The organism is Enterobacter sp. 2VL, from assembly GCF_005503595.1.
GTDB lineage: Bacteria > Pseudomonadota > Gammaproteobacteria > Enterobacterales > Enterobacteriaceae > Enterobacter > Enterobacter cancerogenus.
Genome location: NZ_SCNE01000005.1, coordinates 227866 through 252607, shown reverse-complemented (window position 1 = coordinate 252607; position 24742 = coordinate 227866). Strand labels below are relative to the sequence as shown.

21 protein-coding genes and 1 pseudogene are annotated in these 24742 nt (G+C 57.0%); 16 read left to right on the top strand and 6 right to left on the bottom strand.

The genetic code is table 11. From position 1 onward, the window contains the following. Positions 1–41: 41 nt before the first annotated feature. A complete protein-coding gene (gene lysA / locus FFS28_RS14375; protein WP_137849885.1) occupies positions 42–1304 on the top strand; it encodes a diaminopimelate decarboxylase in 1263 nt (420 codons plus the stop codon). Here lysA and FFS28_RS14370 read toward each other — a convergent pair. Further along, positions 1274–2311 carry a LacI family DNA-binding transcriptional regulator gene (locus FFS28_RS14370; RefSeq protein ID WP_006178327.1) on the bottom strand — a complete coding sequence of 346 codons (1038 nt, stop codon included), beginning with the start codon at positions 2309–2311 and terminating at the stop codon, positions 1274–1276. The two genes, lysA and FFS28_RS14370, sit on opposite strands and share 31 nt — an antisense overlap. Positions 2312–2611: 300 nt before the next feature. On the opposite strand from FFS28_RS14370, the gene FFS28_RS14365 reads away from it, so the two are divergent. The 4 genes from FFS28_RS14365 (at position 2612) to FFS28_RS14350 (ending at position 6710) form a co-directional block, all read left to right on the top strand. Continuing rightward, the gene (locus FFS28_RS14365; protein ID WP_006178326.1) at positions 2612–3937 is read left to right on the top strand and encodes a PTS sugar transporter subunit IIC; all 1326 of its coding nucleotides are present in this window, start codon (positions 2612–2614) and stop codon (positions 3935–3937) included. Between the two features lie 7 nt (positions 3938–3944). Beyond that, positions 3945–5372 carry a glycoside hydrolase family 1 protein gene (locus FFS28_RS14360; RefSeq protein WP_137849884.1) on the top strand — a complete coding sequence of 476 codons (1428 nt, stop codon included), beginning with the start codon at positions 3945–3947 and terminating at the stop codon, positions 5370–5372. 91 nt (positions 5373–5463) lie between these two features. Then, positions 5464–6237, top strand: coding sequence for a GntR family transcriptional regulator (locus FFS28_RS14355; RefSeq protein WP_006178324.1), 774 nt, complete (start codon positions 5464–5466; stop codon positions 6235–6237). Further along, entirely contained in the window at positions 6234–6710 is a 477-nt protein-coding gene (locus tag FFS28_RS14350) for a GNAT family N-acetyltransferase (RefSeq protein ID WP_102890263.1), read from the top strand. The genes FFS28_RS14355 and FFS28_RS14350 overlap by 4 nt, the downstream gene beginning before the upstream one ends. Here FFS28_RS14350 and galR read toward each other — a convergent pair. Further along, the gene (galR, locus tag FFS28_RS14345) at positions 6671–7687 is read right to left on the bottom strand and encodes an HTH-type transcriptional regulator GalR (RefSeq protein ID WP_137849883.1); all 1017 of its coding nucleotides are present in this window, start codon (positions 7685–7687) and stop codon (positions 6671–6673) included. The genes FFS28_RS14350 and galR overlap by 40 nt on opposite strands. A 619-nt stretch (positions 7688–8306) precedes the next feature. Here galR and aas point away from each other — a divergent pair. Next, positions 8307–10466: a bifunctional acyl-ACP--phospholipid O-acyltransferase/long-chain-fatty-acid--ACP ligase gene (gene aas / locus FFS28_RS14340; RefSeq protein ID WP_137849882.1), complete on the top strand. Its 2160-nt coding sequence runs from the start codon at positions 8307–8309 to the stop codon at positions 10464–10466. Continuing rightward, positions 10459–11652, top strand: a complete 1194-nt coding sequence (gene lplT, locus FFS28_RS14335; protein WP_137849881.1) for a lysophospholipid transporter LplT — start codon at positions 10459–10461, stop codon at positions 11650–11652. The genes aas and lplT overlap by 8 nt, the downstream gene beginning before the upstream one ends. A gap of 94 nt (positions 11653–11746) precedes the next feature. Here the strand turns inward: lplT and FFS28_RS14330 are convergent, their stop codons facing one another. The 4 genes and pseudogenes from FFS28_RS14330 to FFS28_RS21830 all read right to left on the bottom strand — a co-directional run. Beyond that, the gene (locus FFS28_RS14330; RefSeq protein WP_088208608.1) at positions 11747–12787 is read right to left on the bottom strand and encodes an NADP(H)-dependent aldo-keto reductase; all 1041 of its coding nucleotides are present in this window, start codon (positions 12785–12787) and stop codon (positions 11747–11749) included. A gap of 131 nt (positions 12788–12918) precedes the next feature. Continuing rightward, positions 12919–13137: a YgdI/YgdR family lipoprotein gene (locus FFS28_RS14325; RefSeq protein ID WP_006178316.1), complete on the bottom strand. Its 219-nt coding sequence runs from the start codon at positions 13135–13137 to the stop codon at positions 12919–12921. Positions 13138–13266: 129 nt separating this feature from the next. Next, on the bottom strand, positions 13267–13959 hold the full coding sequence (mutH, locus tag FFS28_RS14320; RefSeq protein WP_058608555.1) for a DNA mismatch repair endonuclease MutH: 693 nt from the start codon (positions 13957–13959) through the stop codon (positions 13267–13269). A 151-nt stretch (positions 13960–14110) separates the two neighbouring features. Beyond that, positions 14111–14188 (bottom strand): annotated as a pseudogene (locus FFS28_RS21830) (hypothetical protein); the annotation flags it as partial. 454 nt (positions 14189–14642) lie between these two features. Here FFS28_RS21830 and rppH point away from each other — a divergent pair. The 9 genes from rppH (at position 14643) to recC (ending at position 24607) form a co-directional block, all read left to right on the top strand. Next, positions 14643–15173 carry an RNA pyrophosphohydrolase gene (gene rppH / locus FFS28_RS14305; RefSeq protein ID WP_003862791.1) on the top strand — a complete coding sequence of 177 codons (531 nt, stop codon included), beginning with the start codon at positions 14643–14645 and terminating at the stop codon, positions 15171–15173. A 12-nt stretch (positions 15174–15185) separates the two neighbouring features. After that, complete coding sequence (gene ptsP, locus FFS28_RS14300; RefSeq protein WP_006178310.1) at positions 15186–17432, top strand: phosphoenolpyruvate--protein phosphotransferase; 2247 nt, start codon at positions 15186–15188, stop codon at positions 17430–17432. Between the two features lie 205 nt (positions 17433–17637). After that, positions 17638–18513, top strand: coding sequence for a prolipoprotein diacylglyceryl transferase (gene lgt / locus FFS28_RS14295; protein ID WP_006178309.1), 876 nt, complete (start codon positions 17638–17640; stop codon positions 18511–18513). A 6-nt stretch (positions 18514–18519) separates the two neighbouring features. Next, positions 18520–19314: a thymidylate synthase gene (gene thyA, locus FFS28_RS14290; RefSeq protein ID WP_006178308.1), complete on the top strand. Its 795-nt coding sequence runs from the start codon at positions 18520–18522 to the stop codon at positions 19312–19314. Positions 19315–19498: 184 nt separating this feature from the next. After that, complete coding sequence (locus FFS28_RS14285; protein WP_006178306.1) at positions 19499–19963, top strand: prepilin peptidase-dependent protein; 465 nt, start codon at positions 19499–19501, stop codon at positions 19961–19963. Then, the gene (locus FFS28_RS14280) at positions 19954–20514 is read left to right on the top strand and encodes a prepilin peptidase-dependent protein (RefSeq protein ID WP_137849880.1); all 561 of its coding nucleotides are present in this window, start codon (positions 19954–19956) and stop codon (positions 20512–20514) included. The genes FFS28_RS14285 and FFS28_RS14280 overlap by 10 nt, the downstream gene beginning before the upstream one ends. Then, complete coding sequence (locus tag FFS28_RS14275; protein ID WP_101737047.1) at positions 20511–20912, top strand: DUF2509 family protein; 402 nt, start codon at positions 20511–20513, stop codon at positions 20910–20912. Before FFS28_RS14280 ends, FFS28_RS14275 begins: the two co-directional genes overlap by 4 nt. Beyond that, positions 20897–21220 carry a prepilin-type N-terminal cleavage/methylation domain-containing protein gene (locus tag FFS28_RS14270; protein ID WP_137849879.1) on the top strand — a complete coding sequence of 108 codons (324 nt, stop codon included), beginning with the start codon at positions 20897–20899 and terminating at the stop codon, positions 21218–21220. Before FFS28_RS14275 ends, FFS28_RS14270 begins: the two co-directional genes overlap by 16 nt. A gap of 12 nt (positions 21221–21232) precedes the next feature. Further along, positions 21233–24607 carry an exodeoxyribonuclease V subunit gamma gene (gene recC, locus FFS28_RS14265; protein ID WP_137849878.1) on the top strand — a complete coding sequence of 1125 codons (3375 nt, stop codon included), beginning with the start codon at positions 21233–21235 and terminating at the stop codon, positions 24605–24607. Positions 24608–24742 lie beyond the last annotated feature (135 nt).

Here is a 24742-nt window from a genome sequence, read left to right as displayed (position 1 = left end):
GTGGCGTAATGGACAAAACAGTCATAATCCGGAGTACCACCATGCCACGCTCGCTCAACCAGACCGATACCGATCTGAACGCCGACAACCTGCTGCGCCTGCCCGCTGAATTTGGCTGCCCGGTGTGGGTCTATGACGCACAGATTATTCGCGAGAAAATTGCCGCCCTTCATCAGTTTGACGTGGTGCGTTTCGCCCAAAAAGCCTGCTCCAATATTCATATTTTGCGACTGATGCGTGAACAGGGCGTAAAAGTAGACTCCGTTTCGCTGGGCGAAATCGAGCGCGCGCTGGCGGCCGGGTTTGATCCGCAATCCGACAGCGACGCGATTGTGTTCACCGCCGATCTGATCGACGACGCAACCCTCGCCCGCGTTCATGAGCTGCACATTCCCGTTAACGCCGGTTCGGTGGATATGCTGGAGCAGCTGGGACAGGTATCACCAGGCCATCGCGTCTGGCTGCGGGTCAACCCAGGCTTCGGTCACGGCCACAGTCAAAAAACCAACACCGGCGGCGAGAACAGCAAGCACGGGATCTGGCATGGCGATCTCCCTGCCGCGCTGGAGGTACTGCAGCGCTACGGCCTGAAGCTGGTTGGCATTCACATGCATATCGGCTCCGGCGTGGACTACGGTCATCTTGAGCAGGTGTGTGGCGCAATGGTGGATCAGGTGCTGGCGTGTGGTCAGGATCTGGAGGCGATCTCCGCGGGGGGCGGCCTGTCCATTCCGTATCGCGAAGGCGAAGAGGCGATCGATACCGATCACTATTACGGCCTGTGGAGCGCCGCGCGCGACAAAATTGCGGCCCACCTGGGCCACGCGGTGAAGCTGGAAATTGAGCCGGGGCGTTTCCTGGTGGCGGAGTCCGGCGTGCTGGTGGCGCAGGTGCGCAGCGTGAAAGAGATGGGATCGCGCCATTTTGTGCTGATCGACGCGGGCTTTAACGATCTGATGCGCCCGTCCATGTACGGCAGCTATCACCACATTACGGCACTCGCCGCCGACGGGCGCGATCTGCTGAACGCACCGCGCGTGGAGACGGTGGTCGCCGGTCCGCTGTGTGAATCCGGGGACGTGTTCACCCAGCAGGAGGGCGGTAAAGTGGAAACCCGCGCGCTGCCTGAAGTGAAGCCGGGTGACTATCTGGTGCTGCACGATACCGGCGCGTACGGGGCGTCGATGTCCTCTAACTACAACAGCCGCCCGCTGCTGCCGGAAGTGCTGTTTGATCGCGGCGTGGCACGATTGATCCGTCGCCGCCAGACCATTCAGGAACTGCTGGCGCTGGAGCTGTTCTGAGTGAAATACGGCCCCGTCGTCACCGAGTCGCGCAAGACCAGCGTGCCGGTAAACGGCGGGATCGCCTCCACCGGCTGGTTCTTCGCCAGCCGGATCGCCTGATCGATAGCAGTGACGATCATGTTGTCGATCGGCAGATAAACCGAGGACAACGCGGGCTCCAGCCATTTCGCGCTCGGCGCATCATCAAACCCAAACAGCGAAATATCCTGCGGGATCTTCAGCCCGGCCTGGTGTAATGCTTTGGACGCACCCAGCGCCATATCATCGTTACAGGCAAACAGCGCGCTGAACGGCACGGCATCGGCGATAAGCTCCTTGCACAGCTCATAACCCCGCGTCATTCCCGCATCGCCGTATTTAATCCGTCGTTCGTCAAGACGGATGCCGTGCTTCTCCAGCGCTTTGCGGTAGCCCATCAGGCGGGCTTTACCGGTAGGAGTATGAATGGGAACGGTGATGCAGGCGATTTCGCGATGGCCCTGGCTTATCAGGTAATCCACGGCTTTAAACGCGGCATCCTGCTGCTCGAAGAATACGCAGCGATCCGCCGCCTGGCTAACCTCACGGTTGATCACCACCAGCGGGGTTTGCACCGTGTTGATGAGCTTCATGATCGCCTTTTCGCTCATGTAGCGTGTATAGAGAACGATGGCGTCGCACTTGCGATCCGCCAGCATCTGAACGGCCTGCTCTTCCTGCTCGGGCGCATCATGACCGTCGGTGACGATCAGCTGCTTGCCGTGCGTTTCGGTCTGCCGGGAGGCCTGCTGCAGCAGGCGACCAAAGTAAAAACCGTCAAAGGTGGAGACCACCAGACCAATGCTGTTGCTGGTCTGGTTCGCCAGCGAACGCGCGAGAAAGTTCGGGCGATAGCCCAGCTCTTCCATCGCGGTGAACACCTGCTGACGCGTACTCTCTTTAACCTGACCCGTGCCGTTCAGCACGCGCGATACGGTGGCTTTCGACACGCCCGCGCGTAATGAGACATCCAGCATTGTTGCCATGAGTAATTCCTGCTTCCACGTAATGCCCTGCAGTTTAACACAGACCCCACGGCGCATAAGCGACGCGGCAAGGGCAAAACCCCCATCACGATCACGCTTTTCGGTAACGATCTGCCTGAACGGAATAATCACCTGTAAGTGGTATGCCAAATTGGTAGTAAATCGCAATCTGGAATACCTCTGGCGGCACTGAGAGCCGAATCACAGAACAAAAACCGTCATGCGTCTATTTTTGGTATGCCAATAGTAGCCGGCTGTACACCTTTTTCAATAAAAGCCCTTTTACTGAGGTATTACCTTATGGCATTACAGGAAAAACTGATCGACGCTCTGGGCAGTTTCGCCACCAAATTCAACAGCTATCGCTATATCATGGCGATCAAATCCGCTTTTATCACCCTCATGCCGGTCATCATCGTGGGGGCTTTCTCCGTGCTGATCTCCAACATGGTACTGGATCCGAAAAACGGCCTGGCCAGCTTCCAGTCGCTGTCGTTTCTCGCCGCACTTAAGCCCATCACCAGCGCGCTGAACTACGCCACGCTGAACTTCCTCAACATTGGCGCGGTGTTTCTCATCGGCGTGGAGCTGGGGCGCATTAACGGCATCAAGTCGCTGTTCCCGGGGCTGCTGGCGGTGATTTGCTTTATCTGCGTTACGCCGACGACGGTCGAGATGCTGGTGGACGGCGAAATGCACGTGGTGAAAGACGTGCTGCTGCGCCAGTTCTCCGATACCCGAAGCCTGTTCCTCGGCATGTTTATCGCCATTCTTTCCGTAGAGGTGTATTGCTGGCTGGAAAACCGTAAAGGGCTAAAAATTAAGATGCCGGATACCGTACCGCCTAACGTGGCGGCCTCGTTCTCCGCACTGATCCCGGCGATTATTACCACCACGGCCATTGCGACCTTTGGCTTTATTTTCCATCAAACCACCGGCATGTACCTCTACGACGCGGTGTACCAGGTGGTGCAACAGCCGCTGGAGCGCGTGGTGCAGAGCCTGCCTGGCATCCTGCTGCTGATGTTCGTGGCTCAGCTGTTCTGGGTGATCGGCATTCACGGCAACCAGATGATCAAACCGATCCGCGAGCCGCTGCTGCTGGGGGCGATCACCGTTAACATGAGCGCGTTCGAGCAGGGGAAAGAGGTGCCGAACATCATCACCATGCCGTTCTGGGATGTGTACATGAGCATCGGCGGCTCCGGCCTGACCATCGGCCTGCTGATCGCCGTGATGATCGCCACTAAACGCAAAGAGATGAAAGAGATCGCCAAGCTCTCTATCGGGCCGGGCCTGTTTAACATCAACGAGCCGGTGATCTTCGGTATGCCAATCATGCTCAACCCGATCCTCGCCATTCCCTTTATCATCACTCCGCTGGTGACCGGTTCGATTGGCTACTTTGCCACGGTGACCGGTTTTGCCGGTAAGGCAGTGGTGATGGTGCCCTGGACCACGCCGCCGCTGATTAACGCCTGGCTCTCTACGGCAGGCTCAATGGGGGCGGTGGTGACCCAGCTTATCTGTATTGTCACCGCCGTCCTGATCTACCTGCCGTTTGTGAAGATTGCCTCGCGCCGCGCAGAGCAGGCCGCGCTGCAACACGCCACCGACAACGCTTGAGGACGCTATGAGCATAAAAAAGATGACGATACCGCAGGATTTCATTCTTGGCGCGGCGGCCTCAGCCTGGCAAACCGAAGGCTGGAGTGGCAAGAAAGCGGGGCAGGATTCATGGATCGATCTGTGGTATAAAAATGACCGACACGTCTGGCATAACGGCTACGGCCCGGCCGTGGCCACCGACTTTATCAACCGCTTTCGCGAAGACGTGGCGCTGATGAAGGCGGCGGGGTTAACGCACTACCGCACCTCAATCAACTGGTCACGCTTTCTCACCGACTACGAAAACGCAACGGTAGACGAGGAGTACGCGGCCTGGTACGACGCGCTATTCGATGAGATGCACCGTCAGGGCATTGAGCCGATGATCTGCCTTGAGCACTACGAGTTGCCGGGCGTACTGCTGCAGACCTATGGCGGCTGGGCGTCAAAGCACGTGGTTGAGCTGTTCACGCGTTATGCCGAAAAGGTGTTTGAACGCTATCACCACAAGGTCAGCCGCTGGTTTACCTTCAACGAGCCCATTGTGGTACAAACCCGCGTCTATCTCGACGCCCTGCGCTGGCCCTATGAGCAGAATACCGGCACATGGATGCAGTGGAACCACCACAAGGTGCTGGCGACGGCAAAGGTGGTGAAGCTGTTTCGTGACAAGGGTTATCGGGGGACGGTAGGGTGCATCCTCAACCCGGAAGTGACCTATCCACGCTCGCGCGCGCCGCATGACGTGCGCGCCGCAGAGATGTACGACCTGTTTTATAACCGCGTGTTCCTTGATCCGCTGGTCCATGGGCGCTATCCGCAGGCACTTTTCTCCCTGCTGGAGCAGCATCAGGTTCAGTGGGATTACACCGCAGACGAACTGGCGCTGATTGCCGACAACACCGTCGATGAACTGGGCATCAACCTTTACTATCCGCACCGCGTGAAAGCGCCTTCCCGCGCCTGGCACCCGGAGACGCCGTTCCACCCGGCGTACTACTATGAGCCGTTCGAACTGCCGGGGCGGCGGATGAATGCCTCCCGCGGCTGGGAGATATACCCACGCATTATCTACGACATGGCGATGCGAATTAAACAAGACTATCGCAACATCGACTGGTTCGTGGCGGAAAGCGGAATGGGCGTGGAGAACGAAGCGCAGTTTCGCAACAGTGACGGCATTATCGAAGACTCTTACCGCATCGATTTTATCAGCGAGCACCTCTATTACACGCTGCTGGCGCGCGAAGAGGGGGCAAATTGTCACGGCTATATGCTGTGGGCGTTTACCGACAACGTCTCTCCGATGAACGCGTTCAAAAACCGCTATGGACTGATTGAGATCGATCTCAACGACAATCGCGCCCGGCGTGCGAAAAAATCGGCGGCCTGGTTCCGGCAGTTGCGCGATGCGCGCGAGCTCACGCTCACGGTTGATGATGAATGGAAGTAGGCGAAAAGCGTGCGGGTTCTGATAAAATAGCGCACAAACTGGCCGGGAGGATGCCCGGCCTGCGCATTAACTGACAATCACAGGTGATCACGTGGATAAGGCTGTCATCCTGCCGGAAAAAAAACAGTACCAGGAAATTGGCGAGGATTTACGGACGCAAATTATCCAGGGGCACTATCCCGTTGGGTCGCGTCTGCCGCCCGAGCGCAACATTGCCGAAACCTACGGCGTGAGCCGCACCATCGTGCGGGAAGCGCTGCTGATGCTTGAGCTGCAGGGCACCGTGGATATCCGCCAGGGGTCTGGCGTCTATGTCATGCGTATTCCTGAGGAGCACGAAAACGAGGAAGAGCGCTTTCTTAACAGCGACGTCGGCCCGTTTGAGATCCTTCAGGCGCGCCAGCTGCTGGAAAGCAATATCGCCGCGTTTGCCGCCAAAATGGCAACGCGGGCGGATATCGACAATCTGCGCCGGATAATCGAACAGGAACAGCGGGCGATTGCCGCGGACGATAACAGTCAGGACAACAACAAGATGTTCCATCTGGTGCTGGCCGGGGCCACGCAAAACCAGATGCTGCTGGCGACCGTCGAGAGCGTCTGGCATCACATGGACAGCAGCCCACTGTGGCAGCAGTTTAACGTCCATATTGCCAGCCGGGCCTGGCGCTTGAAATGGCTGGGCGACAGGCAAACCATTCTCGCTGCGCTGCGCCGCCGGGATGTGATGGGCGCCTGGCAGGCGATGTTCCAGCATCTTGAGAATGTGAAAAAGAGCCTGCTGGAGCTGTCCGATGAAGACGCGCCCGATTTTGACGGGTATCTCTTTGAATCGGTGCCTATTTTTCAGGGTAAGCTGGTGTGAACATTCTGCCGCTATACGCCGCGCCGCAGTTTGCGGACCGGGTAACCGACTGGATCTGGCAGGCGTTTGGCGACGGACTGCCGCGCGCCTTTTTCCAGAGCATTGTCGACCATAGCCAGACGCCCGATGCGTTGCCGCTCACCTTTATCGCTGTCGACGGAGACAACCTGCTGGGCACGGTCGGGCTGTGGCGCTGCGACTTGATCAGCCGTCAGGATCTATACCCGTGGCTCGCCGCGCTATACGTCGACGAGGCGGCGCGGGGACAAGGCCTGGCGGGGCAACTGCAGCGGCATGTCATCGCCTATGCCGCGCAGGCCGGGTTTACTGAGCTGCACCTCTGGTCTGCCTGCCGTGACTTCTACGAACGCTACGGCTGGCAATACATCGGTGACGCGCTCGAATACCCTGACAAAAGGGTTCACCTCTACCGCTATGCCTCGGATGCCTCTGCCGGGGGGACTACGGAGTGACGGCGCACCAGCGTTGGGCTGAACAGATGGGTAATTTCCGGCGGCGGGCGATTCTCTGCCAGGGCTAACGCCAGCTCGGCGGCCTGGGTCGCCATGGTGACGATCGGGTAACGCACGGTGGTCAGGCGAGGGCGAACGTAGCGCGACACCAGCACATCATCAAAACCAATCAGCGAAATTTCAGCCGGCACCTCAACGCCATTGTCATTCAACACCCCCATCGCACCGGCGGCCATCGAATCGTTATAGCAGGCGATGGCCGTGAAGTTGCGCCCGCGGCCCAGCAGTTCCGTCATGGCCTGCTCGCCGCCGCTCTCGTCGGGTTCACCATACGCCACCAGCCGGTCGTTGCACGGCAGACCGTGTTCGCGCAGCGCGTCGTAATAGCCCTGCAAACGATCTTCGGCATCGGAGATGGGGTGGTTGGAGCAGAGGTAACCGATGCGGGTATGGCCCTGCTGAATAAGGTGACGCGTTGCGAGCCACGCGCCGTAGCGGTCGTCCAGAGCCACGCAGCGCTCTTCAAAATCGGGAATGATACGGTTGATGATCACCATGCCGGGGATCTGCTTCATCAGATGAATCAGTTCGGCATCGGGGAGCATTTTTGCATGGACCACCAGCGCCGCGCAGCGGTGGCGCATCAGCTGTTCAATGGCCTGGCGCTCTTTTTGCTCGTTGTGATAGCCATTGCCGATCAGCAGAAAATTGCCCGTCTGGTAAGAGACGTGCTCCACGGCTTTGACCATGGCGCCGAAAAAAGGGTCGGAGACATCGCCCACCACCAGCCCGATCGTCTCGGTAGACTGCTGGGCAAGCGCACGCGCGTTGGCGTTGGGGTGATAATTCAGGTTTTCCATGGCGTCCTGCACGGCCTGGCGTGATGCATCGCTGGCTTTCGGGGAGTTATTGATCACGCGCGAGACGGTCGCGACGGAAACACCGGCCAGACGAGCCACATCCTTTATTGTCGCCATTCAATACCTTCTTATTTGGGGTAAGCGTTTACACGTAAACAGTGTTGCGGAAAAGTGGCGCGCATTCAAGGGGAGCAGGCGGGACGCCTCAACAAACGTGACCCAGACCACCCCGGACGGTGTAATCGTTACACGCAGAGTCATGTCAAAGCCGTGTGATTCTGAACCTTTAGTTACACTTTGCCTCAGGCTGTTGCGATTGTCCGATAGCAGAGTCCCGGAGTGGGTTGATAGAGTCGAGATCCCAGAGGTATTGATAGGTGGTATCAACTCCGGTTGATTAACACGATTTACACCAACCTGCGTTTTACGCAGGTTTTTTTTTGCCTGTAAGTTCAACCTGTAACAGCAACAGAAAATATTCACACCTGGTTGCACTTAGGCTCATTCCTTTGCGTTTTCCAGGTGGCGAAGCACAGGGTGAACAGCCACAATCAAGATCCCAGAGGTATTGATTGGTGAGAATTCTTAGTACGGTTTCGTACTCATCTCTTGCACCAACCTGCGCGGATGCGCAGGTTTTTTTTTGCCTCTTTTTTTGCTGTCGCTCCCTAACGACTTCTCGTGTAATCTGCCACCATTTAGTCACCCTCCACACTGGCTGGCAAAGGGAGTTGAGATGCTTTTTGGGTTCTTCCGTACACTGTTCCGTATCCTCTTTCGTATTCGCGTAACCGGCGATCCGCAGGCGTTTTTTGGCGAACGCGTGCTGATCACGCCAAACCACGTCTCCTTTATTGACGGCATTCTGCTGGCATTGTTTTTGCCGGTGCGCCCGGTTTTTGCGGTCTACAGCTCCATCAGCGAAAAGTGGTTTATGCGCTGGCTGGCGCCGCTGATTGATTTTGTGCCGCTCGACCCGACAAAACCGATGATGATCAAACACCTGGTGCGCCTGGTTGAGCAGGGGCGTCCGGTGGTTATTTTCCCGGAAGGGCGGATCTCGGTGACCGGCTCGCTGATGAAAATCTACGACGGCGCGGGGTTTGTTGCCGCAAAGTCAAAGGCCACCGTGGTGCCGATGCGCATTGAAGGTGCCGAGCTTACCCGGTTCAGCCGCCTGAAAGGGCTCGTGAAGCAGCGACTGTTCCCCGCCATCACCTTGCATATTCTTCCTCCGACCTCATTGCCGATGCCCGAGGCGCCGCGCGCGCGGGATCGCCGCAAAATCGCTGGTGAAATGCTGCACCAGATTATGATGGAAGCGCGCATGGCCATTCGCCCGCGCGAAACGCTCTACGAATCGCTGCTGTCGGCCCAGTACCGCTACGGTGCGAACAAAAACTGCATCGAAGATGTTAACTTTACGCCGGACACCTACCGCAAGCTGCTGACGAAAACACTGTTTGTTGGCCGCATCCTCGAGAAGTACAGCAAGCAGGGTGAAAAAATTGGCCTGATGCTGCCTAACGCAGGCATCAGCGCGGCGGTCATTTTTGGCGCGGTGTCGCGTGGCCGTATCCCGGCAATGATGAACTACACGGCGGGCGTGAAAGGGCTGACCAGCGCAATTACCGCTGCGCAAATCAAAACCGTGTTTACGTCTCGCCAGTTCCTCGACAAAGGCAAGCTGTGGCACCTGCCGGAGCAGCTCACGCAGGTGCGCTGGGTTTTCCTGGAAGATCTGAAAGCCGACGTCACCCCCGGCGACAAGCTGTGGATTTTTGCTCACCTGCTGATGCCGCACCTGGCGCAGGTGAAACAGCAGCCGGAAGATGACGCGATCATCCTCTTTACCTCTGGCTCGGAAGGCAATCCGAAGGGGGTGGTGCACAGCCATAAAAGCATTCTGGCTAACGTCGAGCAGATCAAAACCATTGCCGACTTTACGGCGAAGGATCGCTTTATGTCGGCCCTGCCGCTGTTCCACTCGTTTGGCCTGACGGTTGGGCTTTTTACGCCGCTCCTGACCGGCGCGGAGGTGTTCCTTTACCCAAGCCCGCTGCACTACCGCATCGTGCCGGAGCTGGTGTATGACCGTAACTGCACCGTGCTGTTCGGGACGTCCACCTTCCTCGGCCACTACGCGCGTTTTGCCAACCCGTATGACTTCTTCCGGGTGCGGTATGTCGTCGCCGGGGCGGAAAAACTGCAGGAGAGCACGCGCCAGATCTGGCAGGACAAGTTTGGCCTGCGCATCCTCGAAGGCTATGGCGTGACGGAGTGCGCGCCGGTGGTCTCCATCAACGTACCGATGGCGGCGAAGCCTGGCACGGTTGGGCGTATTCTGCCGGGAATGGACGCTCGCTTGCTGGCGGTACCGGGTATTGAAGAGGGCGGCCGACTGCAGCTGAAAGGGCCGAATGTGATGAACGGTTACCTGCGTGTGGAAAACCCGGGCGTCCTCGAAGCCCCGACGGCGGAAAACGTTGCCGGTGAAACAGAGGCCGGCTGGTACGACACCGGCGATATCGTCCGCTTTGATGCTCAGGGCTTTGTGCAGATCCAGGGCCGGGCAAAACGCTTTGCCAAAATTGCCGGGGAGATGGTCTCTCTGGAAATGGTGGAGATGCTGGCGACAGCGGTCTCTGCCGATAAGCTGCACGCCACCGTGGTGAAAAGCGATGCCAGCAAAGGCGAAGCGCTGGTGCTCTTTACCACCGACAGCGAGCTGAAGCGCGAGCAGTTGCTTAAGCATGCGCGCGAGCACGGCATTCCTGAACTGGCGGTGCCGCGCGACATTCGTTATCTCAAGCAACTTCCGGTCCTGGGCAGCGGCAAGCCCGACTTCGTGACCCTCAAAGGCATGGTTGAAGAGGCAGAACAGCAAAATGCGTGAGTCAGTACACACTAACACCTCCCTCTGGTCGAGAGGCATGCTGGCGGTCACGGCCGCCCAGTTTCTCTCTGCCTTCGGGGACAATGCCTTACTGTTCGCGACCCTGGCGCTGTTAAAAGCTGAGTTTTACCCCGACTGGAGTCAGCCTGTCCTCCAGATGGTGTTTGTGGGTGCTTACATTATCTTTGCGCCGTTTGTAGGGCAGGTCGCGGACAGTTTCCCGAAAGGCCGGGTGATGATGTTTGCGAACGGCCTGAAGCTGCTGGGCGCGGCCAGTATCTGCTTTGGTATCAACCCGTTTATCGGCTATACGCTGGTGGGCGTTGGCGCGGCCGCTTACTCGCCGGCGAAATACGGCATTCTGGGCGAACTGACGACAGGTGATAAGCTGGTTAAAGCCAACGGCCTGATGGAGTCATCCACCATTGCGGCGATCCTGCTCGGCTCGGTGGCCGGCGGGGTACTGGCGGACTGGCATGTGCTGGCGGCACTGGGCGTGTGTGCAGTGGTGTACGGCGGCGCGGTGGTGGCCAACCTGTTCATTCCCAAACTGCCGGTGGCGCGTCCGGGGCAATCCTGGCGTTTCGCGCCGATGACCGGGAGTTTCTTTAATGCCTGTCGCGTGCTGTGGCGTAACGGCGAAACGCGCTTCTCGCTGATGGGCACCAGCATGTTCTGGGGGGCGGGCGTGACCCTGCGTTTCCTGCTGGTGCTGTGGGTTCCGGTGGCGCTGGGGATTGTGGACAACGCGACGCCTACCTACCTTAACGCAATGGTCGCCGTCGGGATTGTCGTCGGCGCGGGCGCAGCGGCGAAGCTGGTAACGCTCGAGACCGTGGCGCGCTGTATGCCTGCGGGGATCCTGATCGGCGTTGGCGTTCTGTTCTTCTCGCTTCAACACGCGTTGTTGCCCGCCTACGCACTGCTGATCCTGATCGGGATACTGGGCGGTTTCTTCGTGGTGCCGCTGAACGCGCTGCTGCAGGCGCGCGGCAAGCAGACGGTCGGCGCGGGGAATGCGATTGCGGTGCAAAACCTGGGCGAAAACATGGCGATGCTGCTGATGCTGGGGCTCTACTCGCTGGCGGTTAAAGCGGGTGCACCAGTGGTTGGGATTGGCATCGGGTTTGGCGCGCTGTTTGCGCTGGCGATTGCAGGCTTGTGGCTCTGGCAGCGTCGCCGTTGATAGATATTGCCGGGTGACGGCTTCGCCTGACCCGGCCTACGGTTGTGCACTTGTAGGCCCGGTAAGCGGAGCGCCACCGGGCAAAAGCATCGGGCTACGGCGCAGGGTAGGTATAAACCTGATGCACCCTTTCAATCTCCGCTAACACCTCTTCACTCAGGTTCAGGTGGAAACTCTCAATATTGGTTTTCAGCTGTTCCAGGGTGGTCGCGCCCAGCAGGGTGCTGGCCACAAACGGCTGACGGCGCACAAACGCCAGCGCCATTTGCGCGGGATCGAGTCCGTGACGTTTCGCTATATCCACGTAGGCAGCAACCGCTTTTTGCGTCTGCTCACCGCTGTAGCGGGTAAAGCGGCTGAAAAGGGTATTACGCGCACCGGCGGGCTTTGCCCCATTCAGGTATTTGCCCGTCAGCGTGCCAAACCCCAGACAGGAATAGGCGAGTAATTCCACCTCTTCATACTGCGTCACTTCGGCCAGACCAACTTCATAACTGCGGTTCAGCAGACTGTAGGGGTTTTGAATGGTCACAATACGCGGCAGATCGTGCTTGTCCGCCAGGTGGAGGTAACGCATCACGCCAAACGCCGTTTCGTTCGAGACGCCAATGTAGCGGATCTTGCCCGCGCGCTGGCACTCCGTCAGCGCTTCCAGCGTGTCGAGCAGGCTCACGGCAGGAGCGCTCTCATTCCAGCTGTAGCCTAGTTTGCCAAAGCAGTTGGTTGGACGCTGCGGCCAGTGTACCTGGTAAAGATCGAGATAATCCGTTTGCAGGCGCTTGAGGCTGGCATCCAGAGCGGCACGGATGTTCTTGCGATCGAGGATCTGGTTGGGGCGGATCCCTGCGTCGTTATTGCGCGACGGGCCGCTGACTTTAGAGGCGAGGATCAGCTTTTCGCGGTTACCGCGTTTCGCCAGCCAGTTACCGACGTAGGTTTCGGTAAGTCCCTGCGTCTCCGGACGGGGAGGGACAGGGTACATCTCTGCCACGTCAATCAGGTTAATGCCCTGGCTGACGGCATAATCGAGTTGTGCATGGGCATCGGCTTCGCTGTTTTGTTCACCAAATGTCATCGTGCCCAACCCCAGTTGACTGACTTCCAGAGCGCTGTGGGGGATACGGTGATAATGCATAGCCGGCTTCCTTCATTAGACATGTAGACCGCGTCAGGAACCTCCCGACAAAGGAATATAAACATGGCAGAGGGGAAGCAAAAGGGGAAGGGAAAAATCAAAAAGGCCAGCAGGTTACTGACCTTAATCGTTTAACGCTCGATAATCTGGGAGACTTCGTCGCGGTTAATCTGCAGGTTGTTGCCCGCCTGATCACGGTAACTCACCAGACCGGTATCGTCGTCGACTTCAGGTTTACCGTCGGTCAAAATCATACGCCCGTCTTTTGTCGCCATGACATAATCGCTGCTACAACCCGATACCGCAAACGCTAAACCCACTGCCGAGATTATCACTGCCCATTTTTTCATCGTTATCGTCCTCACCTGGCTCGTATCAAATCATAGTGTAGTAATAACCTGATATTTCGTCAGGAGGAAGCGGTAAAATCTTAAAAACCAGTCGATTGTGTTAGGTAGAGCGCAAAAATGGTTAAAAAGCTATGTATTCAGTAAGAAATGGCGAGCGAGTAGCGCCCCGGTGAAATTCTTTTTGAGATAAAAGCCGCGCGGTAATGTCAGGATCGGTTCACCCCGCGCGCCGACTGCCTCGGTAAGGGCTTTGCTGTTCGCCGCTTTCGGGCGGATCTGTAGCACCTCGCCGTGTCGGGCGGTGATGCGCTCCACCTGACCAAGAACAATCATATCCATCAGCTCTTCCCAGTCCTGTGACAGCTGACGATCTTCCTCTTCGCTGGGACTCCACAGCAGAGGCGCGCCCACGCGTCGATCCGCCAGCGGGATCTGCCGGTCTCCCTCTACCGGCACCCACAGCACGCGCTTTAGCTTGTGGCGTACGTGGCTGGTTTCCCATGTCACGCCGCTGTTACCGGTTAACGGGGCAACGCACACGAAAGTGGTTTCCAGCGGCCTGCCCTGACCGTCTATAGGGATGGTTTTTAGCTCTACGCCCAGCGCGGCAAAATCCTGTTCAGGCTTGCTGCCTGCGCTTGCCCCGAGCCACAGCTCCAGCAGCATACCGATCCACCCCTTATCTCTCTTGAGATCCCCCGGAATGGCTAACCCCGCCATAGCCGCAAGTTCCCCAAGCGAATAGCCCGCCAGACGCTGCGCCTGATGCAGCAGTTGAGCTTCACTTCCAGGAGGAGAGGTCAGTGGCGCAAGCGAAATCATAAATACATCCATCTGGTTAAAAAATGAGCGGATAAATGGGGGCATGTGGATAGAGTTTACCGATTTCTGGGTAACAATGCCATGTCCATGATTTATAGGTTATTTTGTCAGTTTTAAAAAGGCAAATGGCGCGGCAAAAACAGGTTGTTCAAAACTGGTCACTGACAATGAACAGGATCTTACACCATGTTATCCACAGAAAAATGGGATAACTGGGAATAACCCTCACTACTGTTTCAATTTACAGCCTTGACGTGCGACGAAAATCGAATTTTCACACAAATTGTGACTAACTTATTGGCACAATCTGTGGATAAAACCGACGCTGCTCGATCTTTCATCAGTGGGAGGATCTCTGGTGTGACGATCGTCACGTTATCCTGTTTTCAGGCCATGGTTTTGGATGTAACATGATGAAATTAAATCGCTTATCAGGAGGGCTGTCTGTGGCGCTTTTTCGATGCATGAAGGTTGTCCATCGGTAATTCCATACTTCTTCACAACTATATCCACAGAAAAGGTGAATAAAATTGGCTTTACGGTGCCTCATCTGTTTATAACTCCCGTGAATTTTGTGAGTTATTCAAATGTTATTAGGTTACAGGCCCGTAAGAGAGTGGTTTACCGCCTCCCTGTAGTGTGAAACAATCATTCATATATAAGGTTTATATTGGGGTAGTCCGGTGATTGATGACGATGGCTACCGCCCGAACGTAGGAATCGTAATTTGTAATCGTCAGGGCCAGGTCATGTGGGCACGACGATATGGTCAGCACTCCTGGCAGTTCCCGCAAGGCGGGATCAACCCAGGGGAGTCCCCAGAACAAGCGATGTACCGGGAGCTGTTTGAAGAAGTCGGTTTAAGCCGAAAGGATGTGCGTATCCTGGCTTCGACCCGCAACTGGTTGCGTTACAAGTTACCGAAACGTTTGGTGCGTTGGGACACAAAGCCGGTTTGTATCGGCCAGAAACAGAAATGGTTTCTACTGCAGTTGGTGGGCAACGATTCGGATATCAACATGCAAACCAGCAGTACGCCTGAGTTCGATGGCTGGCGGTGGGTAAGCTACTGGTATCCTGTTCGTCAGGTCGTGTCGTTTAAGCGCGATGTATACCGCAGGGTGATGAAAGAGTTTGCAAGTGTTGTGATGCAGCTTCAGGAGACGCCTCCTAAGCCGCAGAGTGCACCTGCCTGGCGACGTAAAAGAGGTTAAGCTACGCAAATCATGCTCACCCGCTTGCGAGAAATAGTCGAAAAGGTGGCCAGTGCGCCTCGCCTCAACGAGGCGTTGAATATCCTGGTCACTGACATCTGTCTTGCGATGGAAACCGACGTCTGTTCGGTGTATCTGGCCGACCATGACCGACGCTGTTATTACCTGATGGCGACCCGTGGTTTAAAAAAACCACGTGGCCGTACCGTCACGCTTGCGTTTGATGAAGGCATCGTTGGGTTGGTTGGGCGCCTCGCTGAACCTATCAACCTTGCCGATGCGCAAAAACACCCCAGCTTCAAATACATCCCCTCCGTTAAAGAAGAGCGTTTCCGCGCATTCCTTGGCGTACCTATCATCCAGCGTCGTCAGCTGCTTGGCGTACTGGTGGTTCAGCAGCGCGAGCTTCGACAGTACGATGAAAGCGAAGAGTCGTTTCTGGTTACGCTGGCAACGCAGATGGCGGCGATCCTGTCGCAGTCTCAGCTGGCTGCGCTCTTTGGTCAGTATCGCCATACGCGCATACGCGCGCTCCCGGCCTCGCCTGGTGTAGCGATTGCGGAAGGCTGGATGGATGCGACCCTGCCGCTGATGGAGCAGGTGTACGAGGCCTCAACGCTTGACGAAGCGCTCGAACGTGAACGCCTCACCGCTGCGCTGGAAGAGGCGGCGAACGAGTTTCGTCGCTACAGCAAGCGTTTTGCTGCAGGTGCGCAAAAAGAGACGGCGGCCATCTTTGACCTCTACTCCCACCTGCTTTCCGATGCGCGTCTGCGGCGTGAACTGTTTGCCGAAGTTGATAAAGGCGCGGTCGCGGAGTGGGCGGTAAAAAAGGTTATCGAAAAGTTTGCCGAGCAGTTTGCGTCATTAACGGACGGGTATCTTAAGGAGCGCGCGGGGGATTTACGCACGCTGGGGCAGCGACTGCTGTTCCATCTCGACGATACCAATCAGGGCGCAAATGCCTGGCCTGAACGCTTTGTGCTGGTGGCCGATGAGCTGTCGGCAACGACGCTGGCTGAACTGCCGCAGGACAGGCTCGCGGGCGTTGTCGTGCGCGATGGCGCGGCCAACTCCCATGCGGCCATCATGGTCCGTGCGCTGGGCATCCCGACCGTGATGGGCGCGGATATCCAGCCCTCAGTCCTGCACAGGCGCACCCTGGTTGTGGACGGCTACCGCGGTGAGCTGTTAGTTGACCCGGAGCCGGTGCTGCTTCAGGAATATCAGCGGTTAATCAGTGAAGAGAACGAATTAAGCAAGCTGGCGGAAGACGACGTCAACCTGCCCGCGCAGCTCAAAAGCGGCGAGCGCGTCAAGGTGATGCTCAACGCGGGCTTAAGCCCTGAACACGAAGAGAAGCTTGGCAGCCGTATCGACGGCATTGGCCTGTACCGCACCGAAATTCCTTTCATGTTGCAGAGCGGCTTCCCCTCCGAAGAGGAGCAGGTGGCGCAGTACCAGGGCATGCTGCAGATGTTTAATGACAAACCGGTGACGCTGCGTACCCTGGACATTGGTGCCGATAAGCAATTGCCGTACATGCCGATCAGCGAAGAGAACCCGTGCCTGGGCTGGCGCGGGATCCGCATTACGCTCGATCAGCCGGAGATCTTCCTGATCCAGGTCCGTGCGATGCTGCGCGCCAATGCGGCGACGGGAAACCTCAGCATTTTACTGCCGATGGTGACCAGCATCGATGAAATCGACGAGGCCCGTCGGTTGATTGAGCGCGCGGGGCGTGAAGTCGAAGAGATGATCGGCTATGCAATCCCTAAACCCCGGATTGGCGTCATGCTCGAAGTCCCGTCGATGGTCTTTATGATCGCACAGCTGGCCAATCGCGTTGATTTTATCTCCGTCGGCACTAACGATTTAACCCAGTACATTCTGGCCGTCGACCGTAACAACACGCGCGTAGCCAGTATTTACGACAGCCTCCATCCGGCTATGCTCCGTGCCCTGGCAATGATCGCCCGTGAGGCCGAGCAGTATGGCCTCGATCTGCGTCTGTGCGGTGAGATGGCCGGCGATTCGATGTGTGTGGCGGTGCTGATCGGCCTGGGCTATCGTCACCTGTCGATGAACGGTCGTTCCGTTGCCCGCGTAAAATACCTGTTACGCCACATCGATTTTGACGATGCGCGGGAGCTGGCAGCACGCAGCCTCGACGCGCAACTGGCAACCGAAGTACGCCACCAGGTTGCGGCCTTTATGGAGCGACGCGGTATGGGCGGCCTGATCCGCGGCGGCCGCTAGCGGCTATCGTCCCTCTTCCTGTGGGGGAGGGGCGTCATCCAGGTATCGGTGCGCACAATACTCTATACACATCTTTTACATCTCAGGCGCATCCTCCTGGGCTGCCTTATGCTATTATTCGCAACCTTGGAGCACCTGCCAGTGGCGGGAATGCAATTCTACCGCTGTCCACTTTCAGCGGAATAACAACATCTTGTGGTGACAGATGAACAGTGGTTATCTGCATTTTCCGGAATTTGATCCGGTCATTTTTTCAGTAGGACCTGTAGCGCTTCACTGGTACGGACTGATGTACCTGGTCGGTTTTATTTTTGCCATGTGGCTCGCAGGGCGTCGCGCTAATCGTCCGGGTAGCGGCTGGACGAAGAACGAAGTCGAGAACCTGCTGTATGCGGGCTTCCTTGGTGTGTTCCTGGGTGGGCGCATCGGCTATGTTCTGTTCTATAACTTCCCGGTTTTCCTGAGCGATCCCCTCTATCTGTTCCGCGTCTGGGACGGCGGCATGTCCTTCCACGGCGGCCTGATTGGCGTGATCTTAGTGATGCTCATCTTTGCCAAACGCACCAAGCGTAACTTCTTCCAGGTGGCTGATTTTATTGCGCCTCTGATCCCGTTTGGGCTGGGCGCGGGTCGTCTGGGTAACTTCATCAACGGTGAACTTTGGGGGCGTGTCGATCCGAGCGTGTCGTTTACGATGCTGTTCCCGGGTTCGCGTGCAGAAGACCTGGCGCTGCTGCCCTCTCACCCTGAATGGCAATCCATTTTCGATACCTACGGCGTTCTGCCGCGCCACATGTCCCAGCTCTATGAACTGGCGCTTGAAGGCGTAGTGCTGTTTATCATTCTTAACCTGTTCATCCGCAAGCCACGCCCAACGGGGGCGGTTTCTGGCCTGTTCCTGATTGGCTACGGCGCGTTTCGTATCATCGTCGAGTTCTTCCGCCAGCCGGATGCGCAGTTTACCGGCGAGTGGGTACAGTACATCAGTATGGGGCAGATCCTCTCCATTCCGATGATTGTCGCGGGTGCCGTTATGATGATCTGGGCCTACCGCCGTCGTCCACAGCAACAACTTTCCTGAGGAACCATGAAACAGTATCTTGAATTGATGAAAAAAGTGCTCGATGAGGGCACGCCAAAAAATGACCGCACCGGTACCGGGACGCTCTCTATTTTTGGCCACCAGATGCGCTTCAACCTGCAGGAAGGTTTCCCTCTGGTGACGACGAAGCGCTGCCATCTGCGCTCGATCATTCATGAACTGCTCTGGTTCCTGCAAGGCGACACCAACGTAGCGTATCTGCACGAAAACAACGTCTCCATCTGGGACGAATGGGCCGATGAGAATGGCAACCTCGGTCCGGTTTACGGCAAGCAGTGGCGGGCATGGCCTACCCCTGACGGCCGCCATATCGACCAGATCACCACCGTAATGAACCAGCTGAAAAACGATCCGGACTCGCGCCGTATCATCGTTTCTGCCTGGAACGTGGGTGAACTGGACAAAATGGCGCTGGCACCGTGCCACGCGTTTTTCCAGTTCTATGTGGCGGACGGTAAGCTCTCCTGCCAGCTTTATCAGCGCTCCTGCGACGTGTTCCTCGGCCTGCCGTTTAACATCGCCAGCTACGCGCTGCTTGTGCACATGATGGCGCAGCAGTGCGATCTGGACGTGGGTGACTTTGTCTGGACGGGCGGGGACACCCACCTGTACAGCAACCACATGGATCAGACACATCTTCAACTGAGCCGCGAACCGCGTGCGTTGCCGAAACTGGTCATCAAACGCAAACCTGAATCGATCTTCGATTATCGTTTCGACGATTTCGAGATTGAAGGTTACGACCCGCACCCGGGTATCAAAGCTCCGGTTGCAATCTGATGCGGTAAATCGTTACACAGCCGGCGCTTTTTAGCGCCGGTTTTTTTTCGTCCTCAATGCCTTTTACGAGGCGCATTCCGCAGCCATTGCAATCCGTTGCAAAAGACAAAAAACACCTGAAAGCGGCTCGCAAACTTCACATCCGTCCCTCGTTAAATATCTCTACCGTCGTCACACTCCCGGCATGAAAAATGAGAACGGCTTTACGCTGATTGAAACACTGATTGCCCTTACGCTTGTGGTGATCCTGAGCGCTACAGGGCTTTATGGCTGGGACAGCTGGCAACGCCAGCAGCGGCTATGGCAAACCGCAGGGCAGGTGCGCGATTACATGGTGTTTTTGCGTAACGATGCTAACCGCCATAACCGCGACCACCTGGTCACGCTTCAGCGGGATGAAAACAGAAACTGCCTGGTGAGTTCCACCGTAATGGATTGCGAAAGCGGTGGTCCCTTCGTGATGGTGCCGCTCTGGCCTGAGGTCGTCATCAGCGAGATAACACCGTCGCTGGGGTTCTTTGGGCTGAGAGATACCGCCTGGGCCGGGCGGGTAGGGGTGAAAAGTCGCGCGGGTGAGTGGCTGATTATTATCTCAAACGCAGGACGAATCAGAATGTGTAATGCAGCAGTTCAGGGAGCATGTCGATGAACCAAAGCGGTTTTTCGCTTACGGAGATGCTGATGGCTATGGCTATCAGCAGCATTTTGTTGATCAGCACATCGCGTTTTTTGCCGGCGTTACACCGTGCGGTTTTGCTGCAATCCGGGCAACAGGAGCTTGAGGAGGAGGTCTGGCAGCGTCTGTTTTCCATCGGTAAGCAGCTTCAGCGGGCGGGCTACTGTGCAGGAAATTGCCAGGGAGCGGGGCTGACCATTGGCCGACAGGGCAGTTGTGCCATCGTAAAATGGGATGCCAACAGCAATGGGGTCTGGGACGTGTCCTCCTCTGAAAACGACAGCACCGGATTTCGCCTGGAGTCGGGCGCGCTGGAAACGCTGCGCGGGGCGACCAGCTGTGAAGGGCGAGGATGGGAAAAGCTTACCGATCCAGACCGGATTGCGATCCAGCAGTTAAAAGTAAGCAAAGTGGAACATGCCGGTTTTGCGCCGGAACTGACTGTTGAGCTGGTTGCCCTTCGGCAAGGCGCGTTAGCCGCGCCGTTTGCCGCGCGCTATACCGTCACGGGATTCAATCTGTGAACCGTCAGCAGGGAATGTCGTCGTTGGCGCTGGTCGTGCTTTTGCTGGTACTCGGCACCCTGATCCTGACCGGCCTCAGTCAGCAGCTTGATAGCCTTAGCGCCCTGGTCGGGGGCGAGACCCGCTCGCTTCGGGAGCAGATGGCCGCACAGTCAGCGCTGGAATGGGGGCGGATGCAGAACTGGGCCTTGCAGACCGGGGTGCAGTGTAAAGCGAACAAAGACTGGCATGTCTGTTTGCGATTGTTGAACGAGGGGCGCGTTTTGCTGATAGCCGGTAGCGATGACACGCTGCTATGGCGCGCTGGAGAGATAACAGACGGGCGCATACGTTTTTCCCCTCACGGCTGGAGCGATTTCTGCCCGCTTAAGGAGAGTGCACTATGTCAGTTACCCTGAGCAGACAAAAAGGGTTTAGCATGGTCGAAGTCCTGCTGGCGATGATGCTGCTGGTTATTATTGTGACGGCGCTATCGGGTTATCAGCGGGTGCTGGCGATGCGCTATTCGGCGCTGAATCAGACCCGCCAGCTTTGGCACCATGTCTGGAATTTGTCGCAGCTCTCAACCTTTACGTCACCGACTGGCTGGCAGGCGAGCCGAATGCAGACAACGCGGTCCGGATGTGTCAGCATCACGGTCTCACTTATTTCTCCTCTGGGGCGACGCGGCGAAATAACACGTCTGCATTGCCCGGTTAGTCAGTAGTCTGGAGCGTTTATGTTAAGGGTCTACCACTCAAATCGTCTTGATGTGCTGGAAGCACTGATGGAATTTATTGTCGAGCGCGATCGCCTCGACGATCCTTTTGAGCCTGAAATGGTGCTGGTGCAAAGTACCGGTATGGCGCAGTGGCTGCAAATGTCCCTCTCGCACAAGTTTGGCATTGCGGCGAACATCGACTTTCCGCTGCCCGCGAGCTTTATCTGGGAGATGTTTGTTCGCGTGCTGCCCGACATCCCTGAGCAGAGCGCCTTCAACAAGCAGAGCATGAGCTGGAAGCTGATGACCCTGTTACCGGATATGCTGACGCACGATGAATTTACGATGCTGCGTCACTATCTCAATGACGATACCGATAAACGCAAGCTGTTCCAGCTGGCCTCACGTACCGCCGATCTGTTTGACCAGTATCTGGTGTACCGTCCTGAGTGGCTGACGGCCTGGGAAGCCGGTGAGCGGGTGGAGGGCTTACCCGACGCGCAAATCTGGCAGGCACCACTCTGGAAAGCGCTGGTGGAACACACGGAGAAACTCGGCCAGCCAAAATGGCACCGTGCCAACCTGTACCAGCGTTTTATTTCGATCCTTGAACAGGCTACCGAGCGTCCGGCCCGTCTGCCGTCGCGGGTGTTTATCTGCGGAATATCCGCCCTTCCGCCCGTGTACCTGAATGCACTGCGAGCGCTCGGCCAGCATATTGATATCCATATTCTTTTTACTAACCCCTGCCGCCACTACTGGGGGGATATTCAGGACGCCCGCTGGCTCGCCCGGCTAGTCACCCGGCAACGTCGCCGCCTTTTTGAAGAACGCAGCGTTCCCCTGTTTAAAGACAGCGCAACCGCCGCGCAGCTCTTCGATGAAGACGGCATGCAAAACTTGCCCAATCCGCTGCTTGCCTCCTGGGGAAAACTCGGGCGCGACTATATTCATATGCTCTCCGATATCACCTCTTCTGGCGAAGGGGATGTGGACGCCTTCGCAGAGATTGCGCCGGACAGCCTGCTGCACAACATCCAGATTGACATTCTGGATCTGGAAAACCGCGCCGTCATGGGGATCTCATCAGAGGAATTTGTTCGCAGCGACGGTAAACGCCTGCTGGATCCGGACGACCGAAGCATCACCGTGCACGTTTGCCACAGCCCGCAGCGAGAGGTTGAGATCCTTCATGACAGGCTTCTGGCGATGCTGCAGGATGACCCGACCCTGACGCCGCGCGACATCGTGGTTATGGTGGCGGATATCGACAGCTACAGCCCGTTTATTCAGGCCGTATTTGGCAGCGCTACGGGCGAGCGGTATCTGCCGTACGCCATTTCTGACCGCCGTGCGCGCCAGTCGCATCCTGCCTTGCAGGCTTTTATCAGCCTGCTCTCACTTCCGGACAGCCGCTTTATTTCTGAAGATGTGCTGGCGCTGCTGGATGTCCCGGTCCTGGCGGCCCGTTTTGACGTTAATGAAGAGGGGTTGCGCTACCTTCGCCAGTGGGTGAATGAGTCCGGCGTTCGCTGGGGGCTGGACGATGACAACGTTCAGGAGTTCGAGCTTCCGCCGACGGGCCAGCACACCTGGCGGTTTGGCCTGACGCGTATGCTGCTGGGCTACGCGATGGAGAGCCACCACGGTGAGTGGAACGAGGTGCTCCCCTACGATGAATCCAGCGGTCTCATCGCTGAGCTGGTGGGCCATCTTGCCTCGCTGCTGATGCAGCTTAACCGCTGGCGTCGTGAGCTAATGCAGCCTCGCCCGCTTGTCGAGTGGCTTCCCGTGTGCCGCGAAATGCTTAATGCCTTCTTCCTGCCGGACGACGAAACAGAAGCCGCGATGGCGCTCATTGAAAAACAGTGGCAGGCCATCATCGAAGAGGGGGTCAATTCACACTACTCCGAGGCGGTTCCGCTGTCGCTTCTGCGCGATGAACTGACGCAACGCCTCGATCAGGAGCGGATCAGCCAGCGGTTCCTGGCCGGCCCCATCAATATTTGTACCCTGATGCCCATGCGTTCGATCCCCTTCCGCGTGGTTTGCCTGCTGGGGATGAACGACGGGATCTATCCGCGTGCGCTGCCCCCGCTGGGGTTTGATTTGATGAGCGCTCAGCCGAAGCGGGGTGACCGCAGCCGCCGTGACGATGACCGCTACCTGTTCCTGGAAGCGCTCATCTCGGCGCAGAGCAAACTCTACATCAGCTATATCGGGCGCTCGATTCAGGACAACAGCGAACGCTTCCCTTCTGTGCTGGTACAGGAACTGGTGGATTATATCGGGCAGAGCCACTATCTGCCGGGTGACGAAGCCCGCAACTGTGACGAAAGTGAACGGCGCGTGAAAGATCATATTACGTTTCACCACAGCCGCATGCCGTTTGACCCGGTTAACTACGCCAGGAATGAACAGCAGAGCTACGCCCTGGAATGGCTCCCGGCGGCGAAACGGGAAGGGATGGCACACACCGATTTTATTCAGGAACTGGAGCCCCGCTTAATTGACACCCTGACGTTCGAGCAGCTTTCGCGTTTTTGGGCGCACCCGGTACGGGCATTTTTCCAGCAGCGCCTGCAGGTCAACTTCCGCTCTGAAGAGAGTGAAATCCCCGATGCGGAACCCTTTACCCTCGATGGGCTGGAACGCTACCAGCTTAACCTTCAACTGCTGAATGCCCTGGTTGACGAGGAAGATGCCCAACTGCTTTATCGCCGCTACCGTGCTGCGGGACAACTGCCTTATGGCGCGTTCGGTGAGATTGTCTGGGATACGCAGTGCCAGGAGATGACGACTCTGGCGGAGCGCGTGATTGCATGCCGACAACCCGGACAAAGCATTGAGATCGATCTCGACTGTAACGGCGTGCAGCTCACCGGCTGGCTGACCCACGTGCAGTCTGATGGCCTGCTGCGCTGGCGGCCCTCCATGCTCAGCGTTTCACAAGGTTTGCAACTCTGGCTCGAACATCTTGTCTACAGCGCAGAGGGTAATCAGGGAGAGAGCCGGTTATTCCTGCGTAAAGACGGTGAGTGGCGCTTCCCGCCCATGGAGGCTGAGCAGGCGCTGGCGTATTTATCGTTGTACATTGAAGGCTACCGGCAGGGAATGAACAAACCGTTGCTGCTACTGCCAGAAAGTGGTGGGGCGTGGATAAAAGCCTGTTACGACGCGCAGAATGATGCCATGTTAACGGACGAGGCCTCCTTGCAAAAAGCGCGGAGTAAATTCTTGCAGGCCTACGAAGGAAACATGATGGTACGCGGTGAAGGTGACGATGTCTGGTATCAGCGCTTATGGAGAACGCTTGAGCCAGAATTCTTTGACGCCATCACGCAGGAGGCACAGCGCTACCTGTTACCGTTGTTTAAATTTAATCAGTCCTGACGACTGTATAAAAATTGCGCTGATTTTGGCGTTCATTTATTATGCAGCTCTTATCACGGAGTGATGTACCAAAAGAAAGAGATGCTGGCGTGTCCAGCACGCAGTTTGTTAATGATGTAGCCGTGATAAAGAGGT